The 16827-nt window shown below is 69.7% G+C and carries 15 protein-coding genes and 2 tRNA genes; 8 read left to right on the top strand and 9 right to left on the bottom strand.

The window, feature by feature from the left end:
- Nucleotides 1–9 precede the first annotated feature (9 nt).
- On the bottom strand, nucleotides 10–510 hold the full coding sequence (locus ACLQ2Q_RS04900) for a glutathione peroxidase (protein WP_425818474.1): 501 nt from the start codon (nucleotides 508–510) through the stop codon (nucleotides 10–12).
- A gap of 71 nt (nucleotides 511–581) precedes the next feature.
- Between ACLQ2Q_RS04900 and dusB the strand changes: the two genes are divergently transcribed.
- From dusB to ACLQ2Q_RS04875, 5 genes are all read left to right on the top strand, one after another.
- Complete coding sequence (gene dusB, locus ACLQ2Q_RS04895) at nucleotides 582–1847, top strand: tRNA dihydrouridine synthase DusB (RefSeq protein WP_425818473.1); 1266 nt, start codon at nucleotides 582–584, stop codon at nucleotides 1845–1847.
- Complete coding sequence (locus tag ACLQ2Q_RS04890; protein ID WP_425818472.1) at nucleotides 1798–3210, top strand: deoxyguanosinetriphosphate triphosphohydrolase; 1413 nt, start codon at nucleotides 1798–1800, stop codon at nucleotides 3208–3210. Before dusB ends, ACLQ2Q_RS04890 begins: the two co-directional genes overlap by 50 nt.
- Nucleotides 3210–5063 carry a DNA primase gene (dnaG, locus tag ACLQ2Q_RS04885; protein WP_425818470.1) on the top strand — a complete coding sequence of 618 codons (1854 nt, stop codon included), beginning with the start codon at nucleotides 3210–3212 and terminating at the stop codon, nucleotides 5061–5063. Before ACLQ2Q_RS04890 ends, dnaG begins: the two co-directional genes overlap by 1 nt.
- Before the next feature lie 32 nt (nucleotides 5064–5095).
- Nucleotides 5096–5869: an ATP-binding cassette domain-containing protein gene (locus ACLQ2Q_RS04880; RefSeq protein WP_425818469.1), complete on the top strand. Its 774-nt coding sequence runs from the start codon at nucleotides 5096–5098 to the stop codon at nucleotides 5867–5869.
- A gap of 96 nt (nucleotides 5870–5965) precedes the next feature.
- Nucleotides 5966–6038, top strand: a tRNA-Asn gene (locus ACLQ2Q_RS04875).
- Between the two features lie 91 nt (nucleotides 6039–6129).
- Here ACLQ2Q_RS04875 and def read toward each other — a convergent pair.
- The gene (def, locus tag ACLQ2Q_RS04870; protein ID WP_425818467.1) at nucleotides 6130–6696 is read right to left on the bottom strand and encodes a peptide deformylase; all 567 of its coding nucleotides are present in this window, start codon (nucleotides 6694–6696) and stop codon (nucleotides 6130–6132) included.
- Nucleotides 6697–6741: 45 nt separating this feature from the next.
- Between def and ACLQ2Q_RS04865 the strand changes: the two genes are divergently transcribed.
- Nucleotides 6742–7740, top strand: coding sequence for a DMT family transporter (locus tag ACLQ2Q_RS04865; RefSeq protein ID WP_425818645.1), 999 nt, complete (start codon nucleotides 6742–6744; stop codon nucleotides 7738–7740).
- On the opposite strand, the gene ACLQ2Q_RS04860 is transcribed toward ACLQ2Q_RS04865, so the two are convergent.
- Nucleotides 7737–8030, bottom strand: a complete 294-nt coding sequence (locus ACLQ2Q_RS04860) for a hypothetical protein (protein ID WP_425818465.1) — start codon at nucleotides 8028–8030, stop codon at nucleotides 7737–7739. The genes ACLQ2Q_RS04865 and ACLQ2Q_RS04860 overlap by 4 nt on opposite strands.
- Nucleotides 8031–8077: 47 nt before the next feature.
- On the opposite strand from ACLQ2Q_RS04860, the gene ACLQ2Q_RS04855 reads away from it, so the two are divergent.
- Nucleotides 8078–8151 (top strand) — tRNA-Ile (locus ACLQ2Q_RS04855).
- A 120-nt stretch (nucleotides 8152–8271) separates the two neighbouring features.
- Nucleotides 8272–8775, top strand: a complete 504-nt coding sequence (locus tag ACLQ2Q_RS04850; protein WP_425818463.1) for a DUF3145 domain-containing protein — start codon at nucleotides 8272–8274, stop codon at nucleotides 8773–8775.
- 203 nt (nucleotides 8776–8978) lie between these two features.
- On the opposite strand, the gene ACLQ2Q_RS04845 is transcribed toward ACLQ2Q_RS04850, so the two are convergent.
- From ACLQ2Q_RS04845 to aceE, 6 genes are all read right to left on the bottom strand, one after another.
- Nucleotides 8979–10214: a beta-ketoacyl-[acyl-carrier-protein] synthase family protein gene (locus ACLQ2Q_RS04845; protein ID WP_425818461.1), complete on the bottom strand. Its 1236-nt coding sequence runs from the start codon at nucleotides 10212–10214 to the stop codon at nucleotides 8979–8981.
- A 74-nt stretch (nucleotides 10215–10288) separates the two neighbouring features.
- Entirely contained in the window at nucleotides 10289–10537 is a 249-nt protein-coding gene (locus ACLQ2Q_RS04840; protein WP_425818459.1) for an acyl carrier protein, read from the bottom strand.
- Nucleotides 10538–10611: 74 nt separating this feature from the next.
- Entirely contained in the window at nucleotides 10612–11613 is a 1002-nt protein-coding gene (locus ACLQ2Q_RS04835; RefSeq protein ID WP_425818457.1) for a beta-ketoacyl-ACP synthase III, read from the bottom strand.
- Nucleotides 11610–12539, bottom strand: coding sequence for an ACP S-malonyltransferase (locus ACLQ2Q_RS04830; protein WP_425818455.1), 930 nt, complete (start codon nucleotides 12537–12539; stop codon nucleotides 11610–11612). Before ACLQ2Q_RS04830 ends, ACLQ2Q_RS04835 begins: the two co-directional genes overlap by 4 nt.
- A gap of 123 nt (nucleotides 12540–12662) precedes the next feature.
- Nucleotides 12663–13961: a PucR family transcriptional regulator gene (locus ACLQ2Q_RS04825; protein WP_425818453.1), complete on the bottom strand. Its 1299-nt coding sequence runs from the start codon at nucleotides 13959–13961 to the stop codon at nucleotides 12663–12665.
- 7 nt (nucleotides 13962–13968) lie between these two features.
- Nucleotides 13969–16710 (bottom strand): pyruvate dehydrogenase (acetyl-transferring), homodimeric type, encoded by a 2742-nt coding sequence (aceE, locus tag ACLQ2Q_RS04820; protein ID WP_425818451.1) that lies wholly within the window; start codon nucleotides 16708–16710, stop codon nucleotides 13969–13971.
- Between the last annotated feature and the right edge of the window lie 117 nt (nucleotides 16711–16827).

Here is a 16827-nt window from a genome sequence, read left to right as displayed (position 1 = left end):
CGTGAGCAGTCAGCCGGGGAGGTTGGCCTCGATGAGGCCGACGATCGCCGGGTCGTCCGGCCTCATCTGCGGCCGGAAGCGCTGGATCTCGCCGTTCGGCAGCACGAGGAACTTCTCGAAGTTCCACGCGACCCGACCGGCCTTGCCATCGGCATCCGCAGCCTTCTTCAGCTCCTTGTAGAGGGGAGCGGCGCTCCGGCCGTTCACCTTTACCTTGTCGAAGACGGGGAAGGTCACACCCCACGTCGTCGAGCAGTACTCGAGGATGTCGTCCATCTTCGACAGCTCCTGGAGGAACTGGTTGCTCGGGAAGGCCAGCACCTCGAAGCCGCGAGGACCATAGGTCTTCTTCAGCTGCTCGAGCTGCTCGTACTGCGGGGCGAGACCGCAGCGGGAAGCGACGTTGACGATCAGGAGCACCTTGCCGGCGTAATCGGCGAGCCTCGACTGCCCCCCGTCGGCGGTGGTGAAGGGGATGTGGCGGATGTCGGTGGCGGTCTCCGAAGTCATACCCACAGGCTAAGCCCCACCGGCTCGGGCCGGCCGCGCGGCACCGCCTTCGCTTCTGGGAGAATGGAACGGTGAACACCGCCCTCGCCACCGCTCCCGCCCCCGTGCGCGCGCTGCGGATCGGGCCGCTCGACATCGATGTGCCCGTCGTACTGGCGCCGATGGCGGGCATCACGAACACCGCCTTCCGGCGGCTCTGCCGGGAGTACGGTGCCGGTCTCTACGTCAGCGAGATGATCACCTCGCGGGCGCTCGTGGAGCGCAACGACACCACGATGCGCCTCATCCGCCATCACGAGTCCGAGACTCCTCGGTCGATCCAGCTCTACGGGGTGGACCCCGCGACGGTCGCCGAGGCCGTCCGCATCCTCGTCGCGGAGGACCACGCCGACCATATCGACCTCAACTTCGGGTGTCCGGTCCCGAAGGTGACGCGCAAGGGCGGGGGAGCGGCGCTGCCCTGGAAGCTCGGCCTGTTCGGCGAGATCGTCCGCGGGGCCGTGAAGGCGGCCGGCGACGTGCCGCTGACGATCAAGATGCGCAAGGGCATCGACACCGACCACCTGACCTTCCTCGATGCCGGTCGCATCGCCGAGGACGCCGGCGTCGCGGCCGTCGCCCTGCACGCCCGTACCGCCGCCGAGTTCTACTCGGGCACGGCGGACTGGTCCGCCATCGCGGCGCTCAAGCAGGCGGTGACGAGTGTGCCCGTGCTCGGCAACGGCGACATCTGGTCGGCGGATGACGCCGTGCGGATGATGGATGAGACCGGCTGCGACGGCGTGGTCGTCGGGCGTGGATGCCTCGGCCGGCCATGGCTCTTCGGCGAACTCGCCACGGCGTTCGGCCCTTCGACAGGCTCAGGGACCGGATCGGGGCCGGCAGGGACCGGATTGGGGCCGGCAGGGACCGGATCGGGGCCGGCAGGGACCGGATCGGGGCCGGCAGGGACCGGGCCGGTGGTGGACGCCACCCTCGGCTTCGTCGCCGACGCCTTCCGCCGCCACGCCGAGCTGCTCGTGGAGTTCTTCGAGGACGAGGGCAGGGGATGCCGCGACATCCGCAAGCACGTCGCCTGGTACTTCAAGGGCTACCCGGTGGGAGGCGAGACCCGAGCGCAGCTCGCCACCGTCTCGACCCTGGCCGAGATCGACGAGCTGATCGCCACCCTGGAACGGGATGCCCCGTACCCCGGCGCCGCCGCCGAGGGTCAGCGTGGGCGGGCCGGAACACCGAAGCGCCCCGCACTGCCCGAGCGCTGGCTGGAGTCCCGCGACCTCGGGGCCGATGCTTCCTTCGAACTGGCCGGAGCGGAACTCGACCACAGTGGTGGCTAGGGGTGCAAGCGCGGTAGGCGTGGCACCCGGGCGCCCCAGCGGCTACGACGAGGTGGATGCCGCGCGCTTCGTCGCCGAGGACCACCGGTCGCTGCGCGACGACTTCGCCCGCGACCGGGCGAGGGTGCTGCACTCGGCGGCGCTGCGCCGACTGGCCGCCAAGACCCAGGTGCTGAGTCCCGCGAGCCCCGCGGACTTCGCGCGCAATCGCCTGACGCACTCGCTCGAGGTCGCGCAGGTCGGCCGTGAGCTGGCCACCCAGCTGCGGCTCTCCCCGGACGTCGTCGATACCGCGTGCCTCAACCACGACCTCGGGCATCCGCCGTTCGGACACAACGGCGAGCGGGCCCTCAACGACTGGGCCGAGGACATCGGCGGCTTCGAGGGCAACGCGCAGACTCTGCGGATCGTGGCCAGGCTCGAGCCGAAGGTCATGGATGCGGCTGGCCGCAGTCACGGCCTGAATCTCACCCGCGCCAGCCTCGACGCGACCTGCAAGTATCCGTGGACCGCGGCGCACCCGCTGCCGGACCCCGGTGGCCGCCTCAAGTTCGGGGTGTACCCCGAGGACGAGGAGGTGTTCCGCTGGATGCGCAGCGGCGCACCGGGGCGCGTTCGCTGCATCGAGGCCGAAGTCATGGACCTCTCCGATGACATCGCGTACTCCGTGCACGACTTCGAAGACGCGGTCGTCAACGGCTACCTCGATCCGGCGAGACTCTCCGATCCCGCGGAGCACGAGTTCCTCGTGTCGGCGATCCAGGCGTGGGTCGGCTACGACTTCGCACGGGACGAGCTGGCCGACGCGCTGTTCCGGCTCCTGCGCATCCCCGAATGGCTGCCCTCCTTCGACGGGTCCCGCGCGGCACTGGCACGCCTGAAGAATCTCACCTCCGACCTGATCGGGCGCTTCGCGCGCGCTGCGACCACCGCGACCCACGACGCCTACCCCGGGCCCGTGCTCACGCGCTACCGCGCCCATGTCGTCGTCCCTCGCGTGATCGAGGCGGAGATGGCGGTGCTGAAGGGGATCATCGGCGCAACCGTGGTCTCGATCGAAGGCCGCAAGCAGCTCTACAAGGAGCAGCGCCGGGTGCTGAAGCGCGTCGCGACGGCGCTCTGGAACGCCGGCCCCGATGCGCTGGACCCGGTCTTCCGCGGCGACTTCGCGGAGGCGGAGACGGATGCCGCGCGCAAGCGCGTGATCGTCGACCAGGTCGCCGGCCTCACCGACCAGCTCGCCCTCGCGTGGCACGGCCGTCTGGTCGGCGAGGTGGATGCCGCGTCCATCGGTATCTGGTCTCCGCGGGGATCGGTGAGCGAGTTCCGCCGAGCGCAGCGACCCGCCTCCGGAGCCGAGTGATGGCCGGACGCATCCGCCAGGCCGATGTGGAAGAGGTCAAGGCCCGCACCAACATCGCCGACATCGTGGGGGAGCGCGTCGCGCTCAAGTCGGCGGGCGTCGGCTCGCTGAAGGGGCTCTGTCCCTTCCACGACGAGCGAAGCCCGAGCTTCCACGTGCGGCCGGGGGTCGGCTTCTACCACTGCTTCGGCTGCGGCGAATCCGGAGATGTGTACTCGTTCCTGCGGGCGATGGACCACGTCAGCTTCACCGAAGCCGTGGAGCGCCTCGCGGGGCGCATCGGCTACAGCCTGCACTACGAAGACGGGGGGGCGACCCCCGAGACGAGCGGTCGCACGCGCCTGTTCGCAGCCAACACGGCGGCCGCCGACTTCTTCCGCGCTCAGCTCGCCACGCCGGAGGCCGAGACCGGCCGCCGGTTCCTCGGCGAGCGTGGCTTCGATGCCGGCGCGGCGTCGCACTTCGGCGTCGGGTACGCCCCGAAGGGGTGGGAGTCGATGACCAACGCCCTGACGGCGCAGGGCTTCTCCCGCGAGGAGCTGACCGCCGCCGGCCTGGTGTCGCAGGGGCAGCGCGGGGTCTACGACCGCTTCCGCGGCCGGCTGGTCTGGCCGATCCGCGACGTCACGGGACAGATCGTCGGCTTCGGAGCCCGCAAGCTCTACGACGACGATCAGGGACCGAAATACCTGAACACCCCCGAGACGCAGATCTACAAGAAGGCGCAGGTGCTGTACGGGCTCGACCTCGCCAAGCGGGACATCACCCGCGGCGACCCGCGACGGGTGGTCGTCGTCGAGGGCTACACCGACGTGATGGCGTGTCACCTCGCCGGCGTGACCACGGCCATCGCGACCTGCGGCACGGCGTTCGGCACCGACCACATCACCGTCCTCAGACGGGTGATGGGGGATGACTCCGGTTCGGGCGAGGTGGTCTTCACGTTCGATCCGGATGCCGCCGGCCAGAAGGCGGCGCTGCGCGCCTTCGCCGAGGAGAAGCGCTTCAACGCGCAGACCTACGTCGCCGTCGCCCCCGATGGCCTCGACCCCTGCGACCTTCGCCTCCAGAAGGGCGACGTCGCCGTCCGCTCGCTGATGGAGCGCAAGGTGCCGATGTTCGAGTTCGTCATCGACCAGCGCCTGAAGGGATACGACCTCTCCAGCGTAGAGGGCCGCGTCGGAGGACTGCGCTCGGCGGCGCCGATCCTCGCGGAGATCCGCGACGCCCTGCTCCGGCCGGGATACGAACGCGTGCTGGCCCGGCGCCTCGGCATGGATCCGACCGAGGTGCACGTCGAGGTCGAGCGCGCGGCTCGGCGCAGCACGCCGAGGGACGATGCGCCCGCAACGGAGCCGGCGGAACCGGGCTCGCCGCTCGAGCGGGTGACGCTGGCCGGCCTGCCCCGCCACCACGACGTCGCGCTGGAGCGCGACGCCCTGATGGCGTTCCTGCAGTACGGGCATCGGATCGACCCTGAGCTCTTCGCTCGCGCGATCGCCATCCCCTTCCGGCATCCGGCGCTCGACGCGGTCCGATCGGCCGTCGCGGCGGCCCCCGATCCAGCTCGACCAGGTTGGGCCATGGACACGATCCAGTCCGTCCGTGAGCCGTACCGCATTCTCGCGGGCGAGCTTCTGGCGCGGCCGCTGCCGGCGACGGACGAGGCCGGTGCCGTCGCCGTCACGGGCGAACTGGCCCGCAACCTCATCGTGCGATCGCTCGACGGTGAGAAGAACGAACTGCTGGGCGCCGTCCAGCGTGTGCCGGCCGACTCGGAAGAGGGCCGCAGAGTGCGTGTACGCCTGCGGGATCTGGATGCCGAGCGTCAGCGCCTGCTGAACGAGCAGTAGCCAACGGGAGGGGTTACCGGCAGGATGAACCCATGCCCCGTCGCACAGATCCCGACGTCGCGATCCGGTGCTCCGACATCAGCGTCGCGTACGCCGGCGGCGCCCGGGCCGTCGACGGCGTCTCGTTCACCCTGCCACACGCGGGCTCTCTGGCTCTCATGGGCCCGACCGGGGCCGGCAAATCGAGCCTGGCCGCCGTGCTCGCCGGCTCCGAGGACCACCGACTGGCCGTCGTAGGGGGATCGGCGGACGTTCTCGGCATCCCCGTTCGCCGCCCCGGACGCGCGCACCGTCAGCTGGTCTACCAGGTCGGCTATCTCGCGCAGGGCGCGGGCGCCCGGCTGCCGGCGCGGATGACGGTGAACGACGTGATCGGCGAGCCCATCACGAGCCGCGATCGCCGTGTCAACGCCCGCGCCCTCGCCGTGCGGATCGCCACGCTGCTCGACGAGATGCAGCTGCCTCTGGGCGCGGCCGCCAAGTTCCCTTACGAATTGAGCGCCGGCATGCGGCAGAGGGTGGCTCTCGCGCGTGCACTGGTTCTGCAGCCCCGCATCCTCATCGCCGACGACCCGCTCACCGCCCTCGATCCGGGGGTGCGCCACGTCGTCTACGACGCGATCGTGGCGCGCAGCCTGGCGCACGGGATGTCGGCGCTGATCGTCACGAACGACGCCGATCTCGTGCGGGAGCTGAACGCCGATGTCGTCGTGCTGCACGGCGGTCATGTCGTCGCTCAGGGACAGGGCGCGCAGCTCATGTGGACGCCGAGCGCGGGGGGTGAGCACCCTTCCCTCGCCTCCTGAGCCCGGTGCTTTCGCTCGTCGGCACGGTGCCCTCGCGTCGTGAGCACGGCTCGGCGTTTGCTAAGCTAGTCGGGTTGCCTGCTCCGGCAGGCATAATCCTCGGTAGCTCAATTGGCAGAGCAGCCGGCTGTTAACCGGCAGGTTCTTGGTTCGAGTCCAAGCCGGGGAGCGAACGGCCCTGGACTCCACTCCGGGGCCGTTCTTCATTTCTTGTCGAACGTCCTTCTGCACTCCCCGGTCGAACGTGCTTCGACTCGCGCTCACGCGTCGATGTCGTCCACTCCGGGGGTCCAGGCGGCACCAGGACGGCCCCAGCCGCGCTTGCGCGCGATCTTCTGCACCGTCTTCCAGTCGGAGTCGTCCAGGCGATCGATGTAGAGCACGCCGTCCAGGTGGTCGAACTCGTGCTGCATGATCCGCGCGCGCCAGCCGTCGGCCTCGATGCGCACCGCGGCCCCGTCGAGGTCGATGCCCGTCACCAGCACCCGTTCGGATCGGCGAAGAGGAAACCGCTCGCCCGGAAACGAGAGACACCCCTCCGACTCGTCGTCCGGATCCGGATCGCCCGGCACGAGGGGAGCGATCCACAGCTCAGGGTTGATCAGCACACCGCGCCAGGGGCGACCGTCGTCATCGGGGTAGCTGTAGGTGTAGATGCGCAGACCTACGCCCACCTGGGGCGCCGCGAGGCCGACGCCGGGCGCGGCATCCATCGTCTCGAACATGTCCGAGACGAGCGTGCGCACCTCGTCGGTGATCTCATACACGGGTGCCGCCGGTGCGTGCAGGACAGGGTCTCCCATGATGCGAATCGGCAGAACGGCCACGCCTTGAGCCTAGCCCGAGGGGCCTGCAGGTAGTGTCGAGGGGTGATGTTCGAGGCGACCGGAGTAGTCGAAGACGTGAGCGATCACCTCGTCGGCGTGTTCCAGAATCCAGGACTGCTGCTGGGCATACCACTTGCCCTGGCGGGTGCTGTCTTCATGTCGTTCGGCGCTCAGTACCAGCACCGCGGGGTCGCCAAGGTCGAAAGGCTGAGCGGTCAGAACGGTGCATCCGGACTGACGGGCACGCAGCTCAAGCACCTCATCACCCGCCCCTCCTGGGTGGTGGGGACGCTCATGCTCGGCATGGCGATCATCTGCCAGCTGGGGGCCCTCGCCGTCGCGCCGCTGATCGTCGTTCAGCCCCTCGGTGCGATGGCGCTTGTGATCACCACCCTGCTCAATGCTCGCGTGAGCGGTCACACACCGACCCGCAAGTCTCTGACGGCGATCGCCGCGTGCGTCGGCGGCATCTTCTTCTTCGTGGCGGTCGCGGCCTTCTTCGCCACCGAGAACGACGTCACCGAGCGGCAGCTCCTCATCATCCTGAGCATCCTCGCGGTGGTTATGGTGGCCCTCGCGCTGATGTGGTTCTTCCTGCGCAAGCGCATGGGGGCGCTGTTCTACATCCTCGGCGCCGGGATCATCTACGGCTTCGTGGCGACCCTGGCGAAGGTCATCATCAAACGTGTGCAGGCGGGCGACTTCGAGTGGCTCACGCTCGTGTGCCTGGTCGCACTGCTCCTGGGCACCGCGGCCGGCGCGTACTTCGTGCAGACGGCGTATTCATCCGGCCCGCCCGATCTGGTCATCGCCGGCCTCACCGTGGTCGACCCGATGGTGGCCGTGCTCATCGGTGTGATCGTGCTGGGAGAGGCCGCTGCCGCGCCGCTCTGGGCCGTCATCGGCTTCGTGGTCTTCGGCGCCGTCGCCGTGTGGGGCGTCATCCAGCTGGCGCGGTTCCACCCGCAGATCGTCAGCGACAGCAAGGGGCTGCCGATCTCGCGGGGCAGCGAGCCCCTCCCGCCCACCGAGCCGCCCGTCTAGCCGTTGCGGCCCGGGAGCTCTATCACCACGGGCCCGCCATCGAGATCGCCCCCGTCGCCGGGCGTCGGCGCCGGGGCCGGCAACTCGACCTGTGCCTCCCACTGCGCGTGGGCCTCCTCGGCACTCGGACGCCAGATCGCATCCATGCCACCGGCGATGCCGCTCAGTGAACCGCCGGCGCCGCGCTTCTGGCGACGACGGGCATCACGCAGCAACGCGGGCATCGCGGATGCGCCCGCCACGCCGAGCGCGGCCACAACGCCCAGACCGATCCACCCCGACACGTCCATGACGTCATTCTCGCACCCCCGGCTGGCGGTAGGCTCGTAGACCGAAAGGGGCGGTGGCCAAGCTGGTCAAGGCAGCGGGCTCATAACCCGACGATCGTGGGTTCAAGTCCCACCCGCCCCACCGAATCACACGCTTGTCATTCCGCCGGTCCATAGGCGATAATGCAGGTACAACAGCACATCGCCGCACTCCCGCGGACCAGGTCGTAGGGGAAGACGCACCTGACGAAACGGAGAGATCATGGCGACACCATCAGCGCGCGGAGTGATCTTCATTCACTCGGCGCCGCGAGCGTTGTGCCCCCACCTCGAGTGGGCTGTCGGGCGCGCCCTCGGGCGCGCGGTCAACTTCGAGTGGGCCGACCAGCCCGTGCTCGGCGGCGCCAAGCGCACCGAGTTCTACTGGGAGGGGAGGGCGGGAACCGGCGCTGCGCTCGCCACCTCCATGCGCGGGTGGGAGCACCTGCGGTTCGAGGTGACGGAGGACCCCACTCCTCGCAGTGACGGCGGACGCTGGCTGCACACGCCGGGGCTCGGCATCCACTACGCCCAGACCGATTCGGCCGGGAACGTCGTGATCGGCGAGGACCGCATCCGCTACGCGATGGAGGTCGCGGCCGGTGACGCCGTCGAACTCCAGCGCGAGTTGTCCGTCGCGCTCGGCGCCGCGTGGGACGAAGAGCTCGAGGCATTCCGCCATGCGAGCGATGACGCCCCCGTCGTCTGGCTGCACAAGGTCGGCTGACCGGATGTCTCCCAAGCTCGGTCCCCGAGCTTGTCGAGGGGTCAGGCGGCGAGGCGCCACTACCGGCAATCGGAGGAAGATCGCCCGGGGGCTGGGAACGCGAATCGCCGCCTGACACGAAGACGCCCCCGTTCCCGAAGTATGTCGAGGGAACGGGGGCGTCTTCGCGTGTCCGGACGCTGCCAGGCACCGGATGCCGGTGGCTACACGCTCGCGAACGCCGCCACGGCGTTGTGTCCGCCGAATCCGAACGAGTTGCTGATCGCCAGCACATCGCCCTCGGGCAGGGGCCGCGTCGTCGTCGCGACATCGAGCTGGATCTCGGGGTCCTGCTCGGTCAGGTTGATGGTCGGCGGCACCGTCCGCTCCGCGAGGGCGAGCACGGTGAACATCGCCTCGATGGCGCCCGCACCTCCAAGGAGGTGACCGGTCGATGCCTTCGTCGCCGTGACGACGATGTCGTCGAGGCCCTCGCCGAAGACCCGCCGCAGGGCGTTGTACTCCGCGATGTCGCCGACGGGCGTGCTCGTGGCGTGGGCGTTGACATGGCGCACATCACCGAGGTCCCGGCCCGAGCGCTCGACAGCCTGCCGCATCGCGCGAGCCGCGGCGGAACCCTCGGGGTCCGGAGCGGTGATGTGGTAGGCGTCGCTCGTGACCGCGCCACCGAGCACCTCGGCGTAGATCCGGGCGCCGCGGGCGACGGCGTGCTCGTAGGTCTCGAGCACGAGCGCGGCAGCGCCCTCGCCGAGCACGAAGCCGTCGCGACTGACGTCGTAGGGGCGCGATGCCGTGGCGGGCTCATCGTTGCGGCGGGACAGCGCCTGCATCGCGGCGAAGGACGCCACGGGGAGCGGGTTGATCGCCGCCTCGGAGCCGCCGGCGAGGATGACGTCGGCGTAGCCGAGCTGGAGGTGCTCGTACGCGTTCACGATCGACTCGGTGCTGGAGGCGCAGGCCGAGACGACGGTGCGGATGCCGGCACGTGCGCCGAGATCCATTCCGATCGCAGCGGCGGGCCCGTTCGGCATGAGCATGGGAACGGTCATGGGCAGCACGCGGCGGGGGCCGCGCTCGCGCAGCGTGTCGTAGGCGTCGAGCAGCGTCCAGACACCGCCGATGCCCGTGGCCCAGTCGACGGCCAGCCGCTCGGGCTCCACCTCGGGAGCCCCGGCATCCTGCCACGCCGCACGGCCCGCGATGAGGGCGAACTGGCTGGAGGGGTCGAGTCGCTTCGTCTCCACGCGTTCGAGCACGTCGGCCGACGGCACGGCCGCCGACGCGGCGAAGGTCACCGGCAGCTGGTGCCTCGCGACCCATTCGTACTCGAGGGTGCGAGCTCCGGACGCACCGGCGAGGAGGTTCTGCCAGGTCTCCTGGGCGGTGCCTCCGAGCGGTGTGGTCGCACCGATTCCGGTCACGACAATGCGCTTGGTCATATGGGGGATTCCTTACCCTGTGAGGCAGGGATGCCACGACGCGTTCGAAGACGCGGTCGTGGCATCCCGAACTCCTACGCCTGGTTGGAGGTGATGAAGGTGACGGCGTCGCCGACGGTCTTGAGGTTCTTGACCTCATCGTCGGGGATCGTCACGCCGAACTTCTCCTCGGCGTTGACGACGATCGTCATCATCGAGATCGAGTCGATGTCCAGGTCGTCGGTGAACGACTTCTCGGACGCGACCTCGTCGGCCGAGATTCCGGTCTCGTCGGTGATGAGCTCGGCAAGGCCTGCGAGCACCTCGTCATTGGTGAATGCCATGGGTTCTCCTATTCGTTGGGGTCAAGGCGGTCCGGGTGAAGACCGCGTTCAGTCTAGGGTCGGGGTTCGCCGCCTCAGGGCAGCACCACGACCTGCGCGCCGAAGACCAGTCCGGCTCCGAAGCCGATCTGGAGCGCGAGCCCGCCGCTGAGCTCGGGATTCTCCTGCAGCAGACGATGGGTGGCGAGCGGGATCGATGCGGCCGACGTGTTGCCGGTCGTCTCGATGTCCCGTCCGACCTTGACGGTGTCCGGAAGCTTCAGCTGCTTGGCGAATTCGTCGATGATGCGCATGTTGGCCTGGTGCGGGATGAACGCCGCCAGGTCGGATGCCTGGATGCCGGCCACCGAGAGGGCCTCCTTGGCCACCTTTGCCATCTCCCACACCGCCCAGCGGAAGACCGTCGGCCCCTCCTGGCGGAGCGTGGGCCACGGCACCTCGCCGTCGCGGAACTGGGTGAGAGTGCCGTTCATGCCGACCGCATCGGCCTTCGAGCCGTCGGAGCCCCACACCGTCTCGGAGATGCCGGGGAACTCGCTCGGCCCGATGAGAGCCGCCCCCGCGCCGTCGCCGAGCAGGAAGGAGATGCTGCGGTCGGTGGGGTCGACGATGTCGGACAGCTTCTCGGTGCCGATGACGAGCGCGTACTGAGCCGCGCCACCACGGATCAGGGCGTCCGCCTGCGCGACCGCGTAGGCGTATCCGGCGCACGCGGCGTTGACGTCGTAGGCGGCGGCCGGATTGGCGCCGACTCGATCGGCGACGATGGCGGAGACGGAAGGCGTCTGCTTCGGGTTGCTCACCGTGGCCACGATCACCAGGTCGATCAGCGCCGGGTCTATATCGGCCGTCGCGATCGCTTCCGCCGCGGCCTCGGTGGCGAGATCGATGGCGTCCGTCTCCGGGACCGCGCGCGTGCGCGTGATGATGCCCGTCCGCTGGCGGATCCACTCGTCGCTCGAGTCGATGGGACCGATCAGGTCGTCATTCGGGACGCTGAGCTCGCCGCGGGCGGCGCCGTACGAGTAGACCCTCGTGTGGGCGGGACCGGTCGGCTGCCTGAGTGTGGGTGTCATGCGGCGTCTCCCTGGAGCAACGATGCGGCCGCCTCGAGGTCGTCGGGCGTCTTGATGGCCACACTCGGCACGCCCCGCAGGGCGCGCTTGGCGAGACCGGTGAGTGCGCCGGCCGGCGCGAGTTCGATGATGCCGGTCACGCCGTGTTGCGCGAACGACGTCATGCAGAGGTCCCAGCGGACCGGGGACGCGACCTGGCCGACGAGCAGTTCGAGGGCCTGCGTTCCGCTGTGCACGATCGTGCCGTCGCGGTTGGTCCAGAGAGTGACACCGGGGTCCGAGACAGTGCGGTCGCTCGCCAGGCCGTCCACCGCGTTCTGCAGCGCGTCGCGGGCGGGCGCCATGTAGTGCGTGTGGAACGCCCCTGCGACCTGGAGGGGGATCACGCGTGCGCCGCGCGGGGCATCCGCGGCCAGGGCGGCGAGGGCGTCGAGCGCCCCGGCCACGACGAGCTGCCCTCCGCCGTTGTAGTTGGCGGGCGAGAGGCCGTGCTCCTCGATCTTCGCGAGCACCTCGGCCTCATCGCCGCCGACGACGGCGCTCATTCCGGTGCTGACCTGTGCCGCGGCCTCGGCCATCGCGCGACCGCGGACGCCGACGAGGCGCATGCCGCTCTCGGCATCCAACACCCCCGTCGCGATCAGCGCGGCGATCTCGCCGACCGAATGGCCGGCCACGCCGCCGGCCCCGCCCTTGGAGGCGCCGAGGGCCTCCCAGGCCAGGACGCTGGCTGCGACGATCAGCGGCTGCGCCACGCTCGTGTCGCGGATCGCGTCGGCATCCGAGACGGTGCCGTGGGCGACGAGGTCGACCTCGGCGGCGTCCGAGAACTGCTCGAGCCGTGCGCGCACGCCCTCGAGCTCAAGCCACGGGTTGAGGAATCCGGGGGTCTGGGATCCCTGACCCGGGCATACGACGACGATCACTTTCCCAGTCTGCCAACGATCGCGCGCCCGTGCTGGCTCAACCCTTACAAGAATCGCGGAAAGCTTTGTGCGCGCCCGACAGCGTCGGCCCGCGGCGATGTCAGGCGGTGCCTCCCGCGGCGGTCAACGACCGTGGCGGGGGATCGCCGCCCGCCGACGCGCGGCATCGCTGGTGCCGATCGAGCCGAGGATCAGCGCCGTCTGCAGGATGAGCGCTTCGCGCGGGCCCGTGGCATCCCACCCGATGACTTCGGACACCCGCTTGAGGCGGTAGCGAACCGTGTTCGGGTGCACGAAGAGCTCCCGCGCCGTCGCCTCGAGCGAGCGCCCGTTGTCGAGGTAGCTCCAGAGCGTCGTGACGAGATCGCTCGAGTGCGCCTGCAGCGGGCGGTAGATGCGCTCCACCAGCGTCTGCTTGGCGAGCGGGTCTCCCGCGAGTGCGCGCTCCGGGAGCAGGTCATCGGCCTCGACCGGTCGCGGGGCACCGCGCCAGGCGCGTGCGACCGCGAAGCCGGCGAGGGATGCCCTCGCGCTCGAGCTCGCGTCGACGAGGGCCGGCACCGGCGGCCCGAGGACGAGGTACCCCGGCCCGAACCCCGACTCGAGCTGCCTGCCGATGTCCAGGAACGGCAGCTCGGGACCGGGGTCCTCCGCCGTGCGTCCGGGCAGCTGAGCGCGGCCGATCACGAGCACGAGCCGGGAGCCCTGCACACCGATCAGCACATCGACGCCGAGCTTGCGGGCCGTGCGCCGCAGGTGATCGACGTCGAACTGGGGAGGGGTCGTCCCCACGAGCACGCACACCTCGCCGTGGCCGTGCCACCCGAGCGCCGCGATCCGGCTGGGAAGCTCCTCGTCGGCCTCGCCGGTGAGGATCGAGTCCACGACCAGGGCCTCGAGCCGCGCGTCCCACAGGCCACGCGCCTCCGCGGCCCTGGCGTAGACATCCGCCGCGGCGAAGGCCACCTCGCGGGAGTACAGCAGGATCGCTTCGCGAAGATCCTCGCCCTTTCCGACGAGCCGCTCCTCTGTGACCTCCACGGTGACGCGGATGAGCTGCAGGGTCTGCGTCAGGCTGACGCTGCGCAGCAGCTCACGGGGCGCTGCCGCGAAGATGTCGGCCGCGATCCACGGGGTCGACGCGGGGTCGTCGTACCACTGGATGAACGACGTGATGCCGGCCTGCGCCACGAGCCCGACCGCCGACCGGCGGCCAGGGGGCATCTCGGCATACCAGGGCAGCGAGTCCTCGAGCCGCTTGGTCGTCACCGTCGCGAGGTCGCCCGAGATCCGGCGCAGCCACGCCAAGGTCTCGACCTTGTCCGCGGGCGACTTCCCACCGCGGCCGCGCGGGCCGGCGGGACCCGTCGCTCGGGCGCCCTCGCTGTGACCCTTGTCTACCTGCGCCGGCGGAGTGGACATCCGCGCGTCAGCTCTCCCCGCCCGCGTTGCCCGAAGTGCCCGCCGTGACGTCGTACAGGCGGTACTTCTCGATCGCCTGCGCGGAGAGCGAGCGGTCGACGGCGCCTTCCTCCGCCAGCGCCTGCAGGGTGCGGACGACGACCGATGGTCCGTCGATCTTGAAGAATCGGCGGGCCGCGGGCCGCGTGTCGGAGAATCCGAAGCCGTCGGCGCCGAGCGTCGCGTAGCGCTGGGGCACCCAGGGCCGGATCTGGTCCTGCACCGCGTGCATGAAGTCGCTGACGGCCACGACGGGTCCCTGCGCCTCCTTGAGCTTGTCGGTGAGGTACGCGACGCGCGGCTCGTCGTTCGGGTACAGGAAGTTGTGCTCGTCGGCGGCGAGGCCGTCGCGGCGCAGCTCCGTCCACGAGGTGACCGACCAGACGTCCGCGCTCACGCCCCAGTCGTCCTTGAGCAGCGTCTGCGCCTCCAGCGCCCACGGCACACCCACCCCGGAGGCGAGCAGCTGGGCGCGCGGCCCGTCGCCCTCGCCGGTGGAGATGTGGTGGATGCCGCGGACGATGCCGTCGACGTCCACGTTCTCCGGCTCGGCCGGCTGCACGAGCGGCTCGTTGTACACCGTCAGGTAGTACATGACGTTCGGGTCGGGGTGACCCGTGCCATCCGGTCCGGGGCCGTACATGCGCTCCAGGCCGGAGCGGACGATGTGCGCGATCTCGTAGCCGTACGCCGGGTCGTACGAGAGCGTCGCGGGGTTCGTCGAGGCCAGCAGGTGCGAGTGCCCGTCGGCGTGCTGCAGGCCCTCGCCCGTGAGCGTCGTGCGGCCTGCGGTGGCACCGATGATGAAGCCGCGCGCCATCTGGTCGCCCGCAGCCCACTGCGCGTCGCCGGTGCGCTGGAAGCCGAACATCGAGTAGAAGATGTAGACCGGGATCAGCGGTTCGCCGTGGGTCGAGTACGACGTGCCCACGCCCGTGAACGCAGCCACGGCACCCGCCTCGTTGATTCCGACGTGCAGGATCTGCCCCTGCGGGCTCTCCTTGTAGGCGAGCAGGAGCTCCCGGTCCACAGACGTGTAGTGCTGGCCATTCGGGTTGTAGATCTTCGCCGTCGGGAAGAACGCGTCCATTCCGAAGGTGCGCGCCTCATCGGGGATGATCGGCACGATGCGGTGACCGAAGTCCTTGGAGCGCAGCAGGTCCTTCAGCAGCCGGACGAACGCCATGGTCGTGGCGATCTCCTGTGTTCCGGAGCCCTTCTTGGGCTGCGCGTACGCGGCGTCGCCCGGAAGCTGCAGGCCCACGTGGGTGGACCGGCGCTCCGGGACGAAGCCGCCGAGGGCGCGGCGCCTCTCCAGGAGGTACTGGATGCTCTCGTCCTGGGGACCCGGGTTGAAGTACGGCGGCAGGTAGGGGTTCTCCTCGAGCTGGCCGTCGCTGATCGGGATGTGCATCGCGTCGCGGAACAGCTTCAGGTCATCGAGGGTCATCTTCTTCATCTGGTGCGTCGCGTTGCGCCCCTCGAAGTGCGGACCCAGGCCGTAGCCCTTGATCGTCTTGGCGATGATGACGGTCGGCTGTCCCTTGTGCTCGACCGCCGCCTTGTAGGCGGCGTACACCTTGCGGTAGTCGTGGCCGCCGCGCTTGAGACCCCAGATCTGCTCGTCGGAGTAGTCCTTGACGAGCGCGGCGGTTCGTTCGTCGCGACCGAAGAAGTTCTCGCGCACGTAGGCGCCGCTCTCGGTCTTGAACGTCTGGTAGTCCCCATCCGGGGTGACGTTCATGAGGTTGAGCAGCGCGCCGTCGGTGTCGCGAGCAAGCAGTTCGTCCCATTCGCGGCCCCAGACGACCTTGATGACGTTCCACCCGGCGCCCCGGAAGAAGCTTTCGAGCTCCTGGATGATCTTGCCGTTGCCGCGGACCGGGCCGTCGAGACGCTGGAGGTTGGCGTTCACGACGAACGTGAGGTTGTCCAGGCCCTCGTTCGCGGCGACCTGCAGCTGTCCGCGGCTCTCGACCTCGTCCATCTCACCGTCGCCGAGGAAGGCCCAGACGTGCGAGTCGCCGACGTCCTTGATGGCCCGGTTGCCGAGGTACTTGTTCGTCATCGCCTGGTAGATGGCGTTGATCGGGCCGAGCCCCATCGACACCGTCGGGAACTGCCAGAAATCCGGCATGAGGCGGGGATGGGGATACGAGGGGATGCCGTTCGGCGCGGCCGACTTCTCCTGACGGAAGCCGTCGAGCTGCGCCTCCGTCAGGCGGCCCTCGAGGAAGGCGCGCGCATACGTGCCGGGGGACGCGTGCCCCTGAATGAAGATCTGGTCGCCGCCGCTCGGGTGGTCGGCGCCGCGGAAGAAGTGGTTGAAGCCGACCTCGTACAGCGCGGCCGACGAGGCGTACGTCGAGATGTGGCCGCCGACGCCGATGCCCGGGCGCTGGGCACGGTGCACCGTGACCGCGGCGTTCCACCGGATCCACGCGCGGTAGCGGCGCTCGATCTCCTCGTCGCCGGGGAACTCCGGCTCGTTCTCTGGCGCGATCGTGTTGATGTAGTCCGTGGTGGGGACCATCGGCACGCCGAGGTGCAGATCCTTCGAGCGCTTCAGCAGGCTCAGCATGATCTCGCGCCCGCGGGCGTGACCCTTCGCCGCGACCAACTGGTCGAGGGACTCCTGCCACTCGCCGGTCTCATCGGGATCGCTGTCGAGCTGGCCCTGAGAATACGGATCCTGGTCGTGAACGGTCACGCGCGGCCTTTCGTCGGTTTTTCTGGCAGATCGTGCCAGGGAATCACTCTGGGAGCACGGGCGGCTTGTCGGCCGTGCACAACGCACCCTCTTCAAGCCTATCCATTTCGAGCGCGT

Origin of the sequence: Microbacterium sp. DT81.1, assembly GCF_049844955.1 — a bacterium.
In the GTDB taxonomy this organism is placed as follows: Bacteria; Actinomycetota; Actinomycetes; order Actinomycetales; family Microbacteriaceae; genus Microbacterium.
The sequence above is the reverse complement of the archived record's forward strand: the minus strand, read 5'-3'. Positions and strand labels throughout refer to the sequence as shown.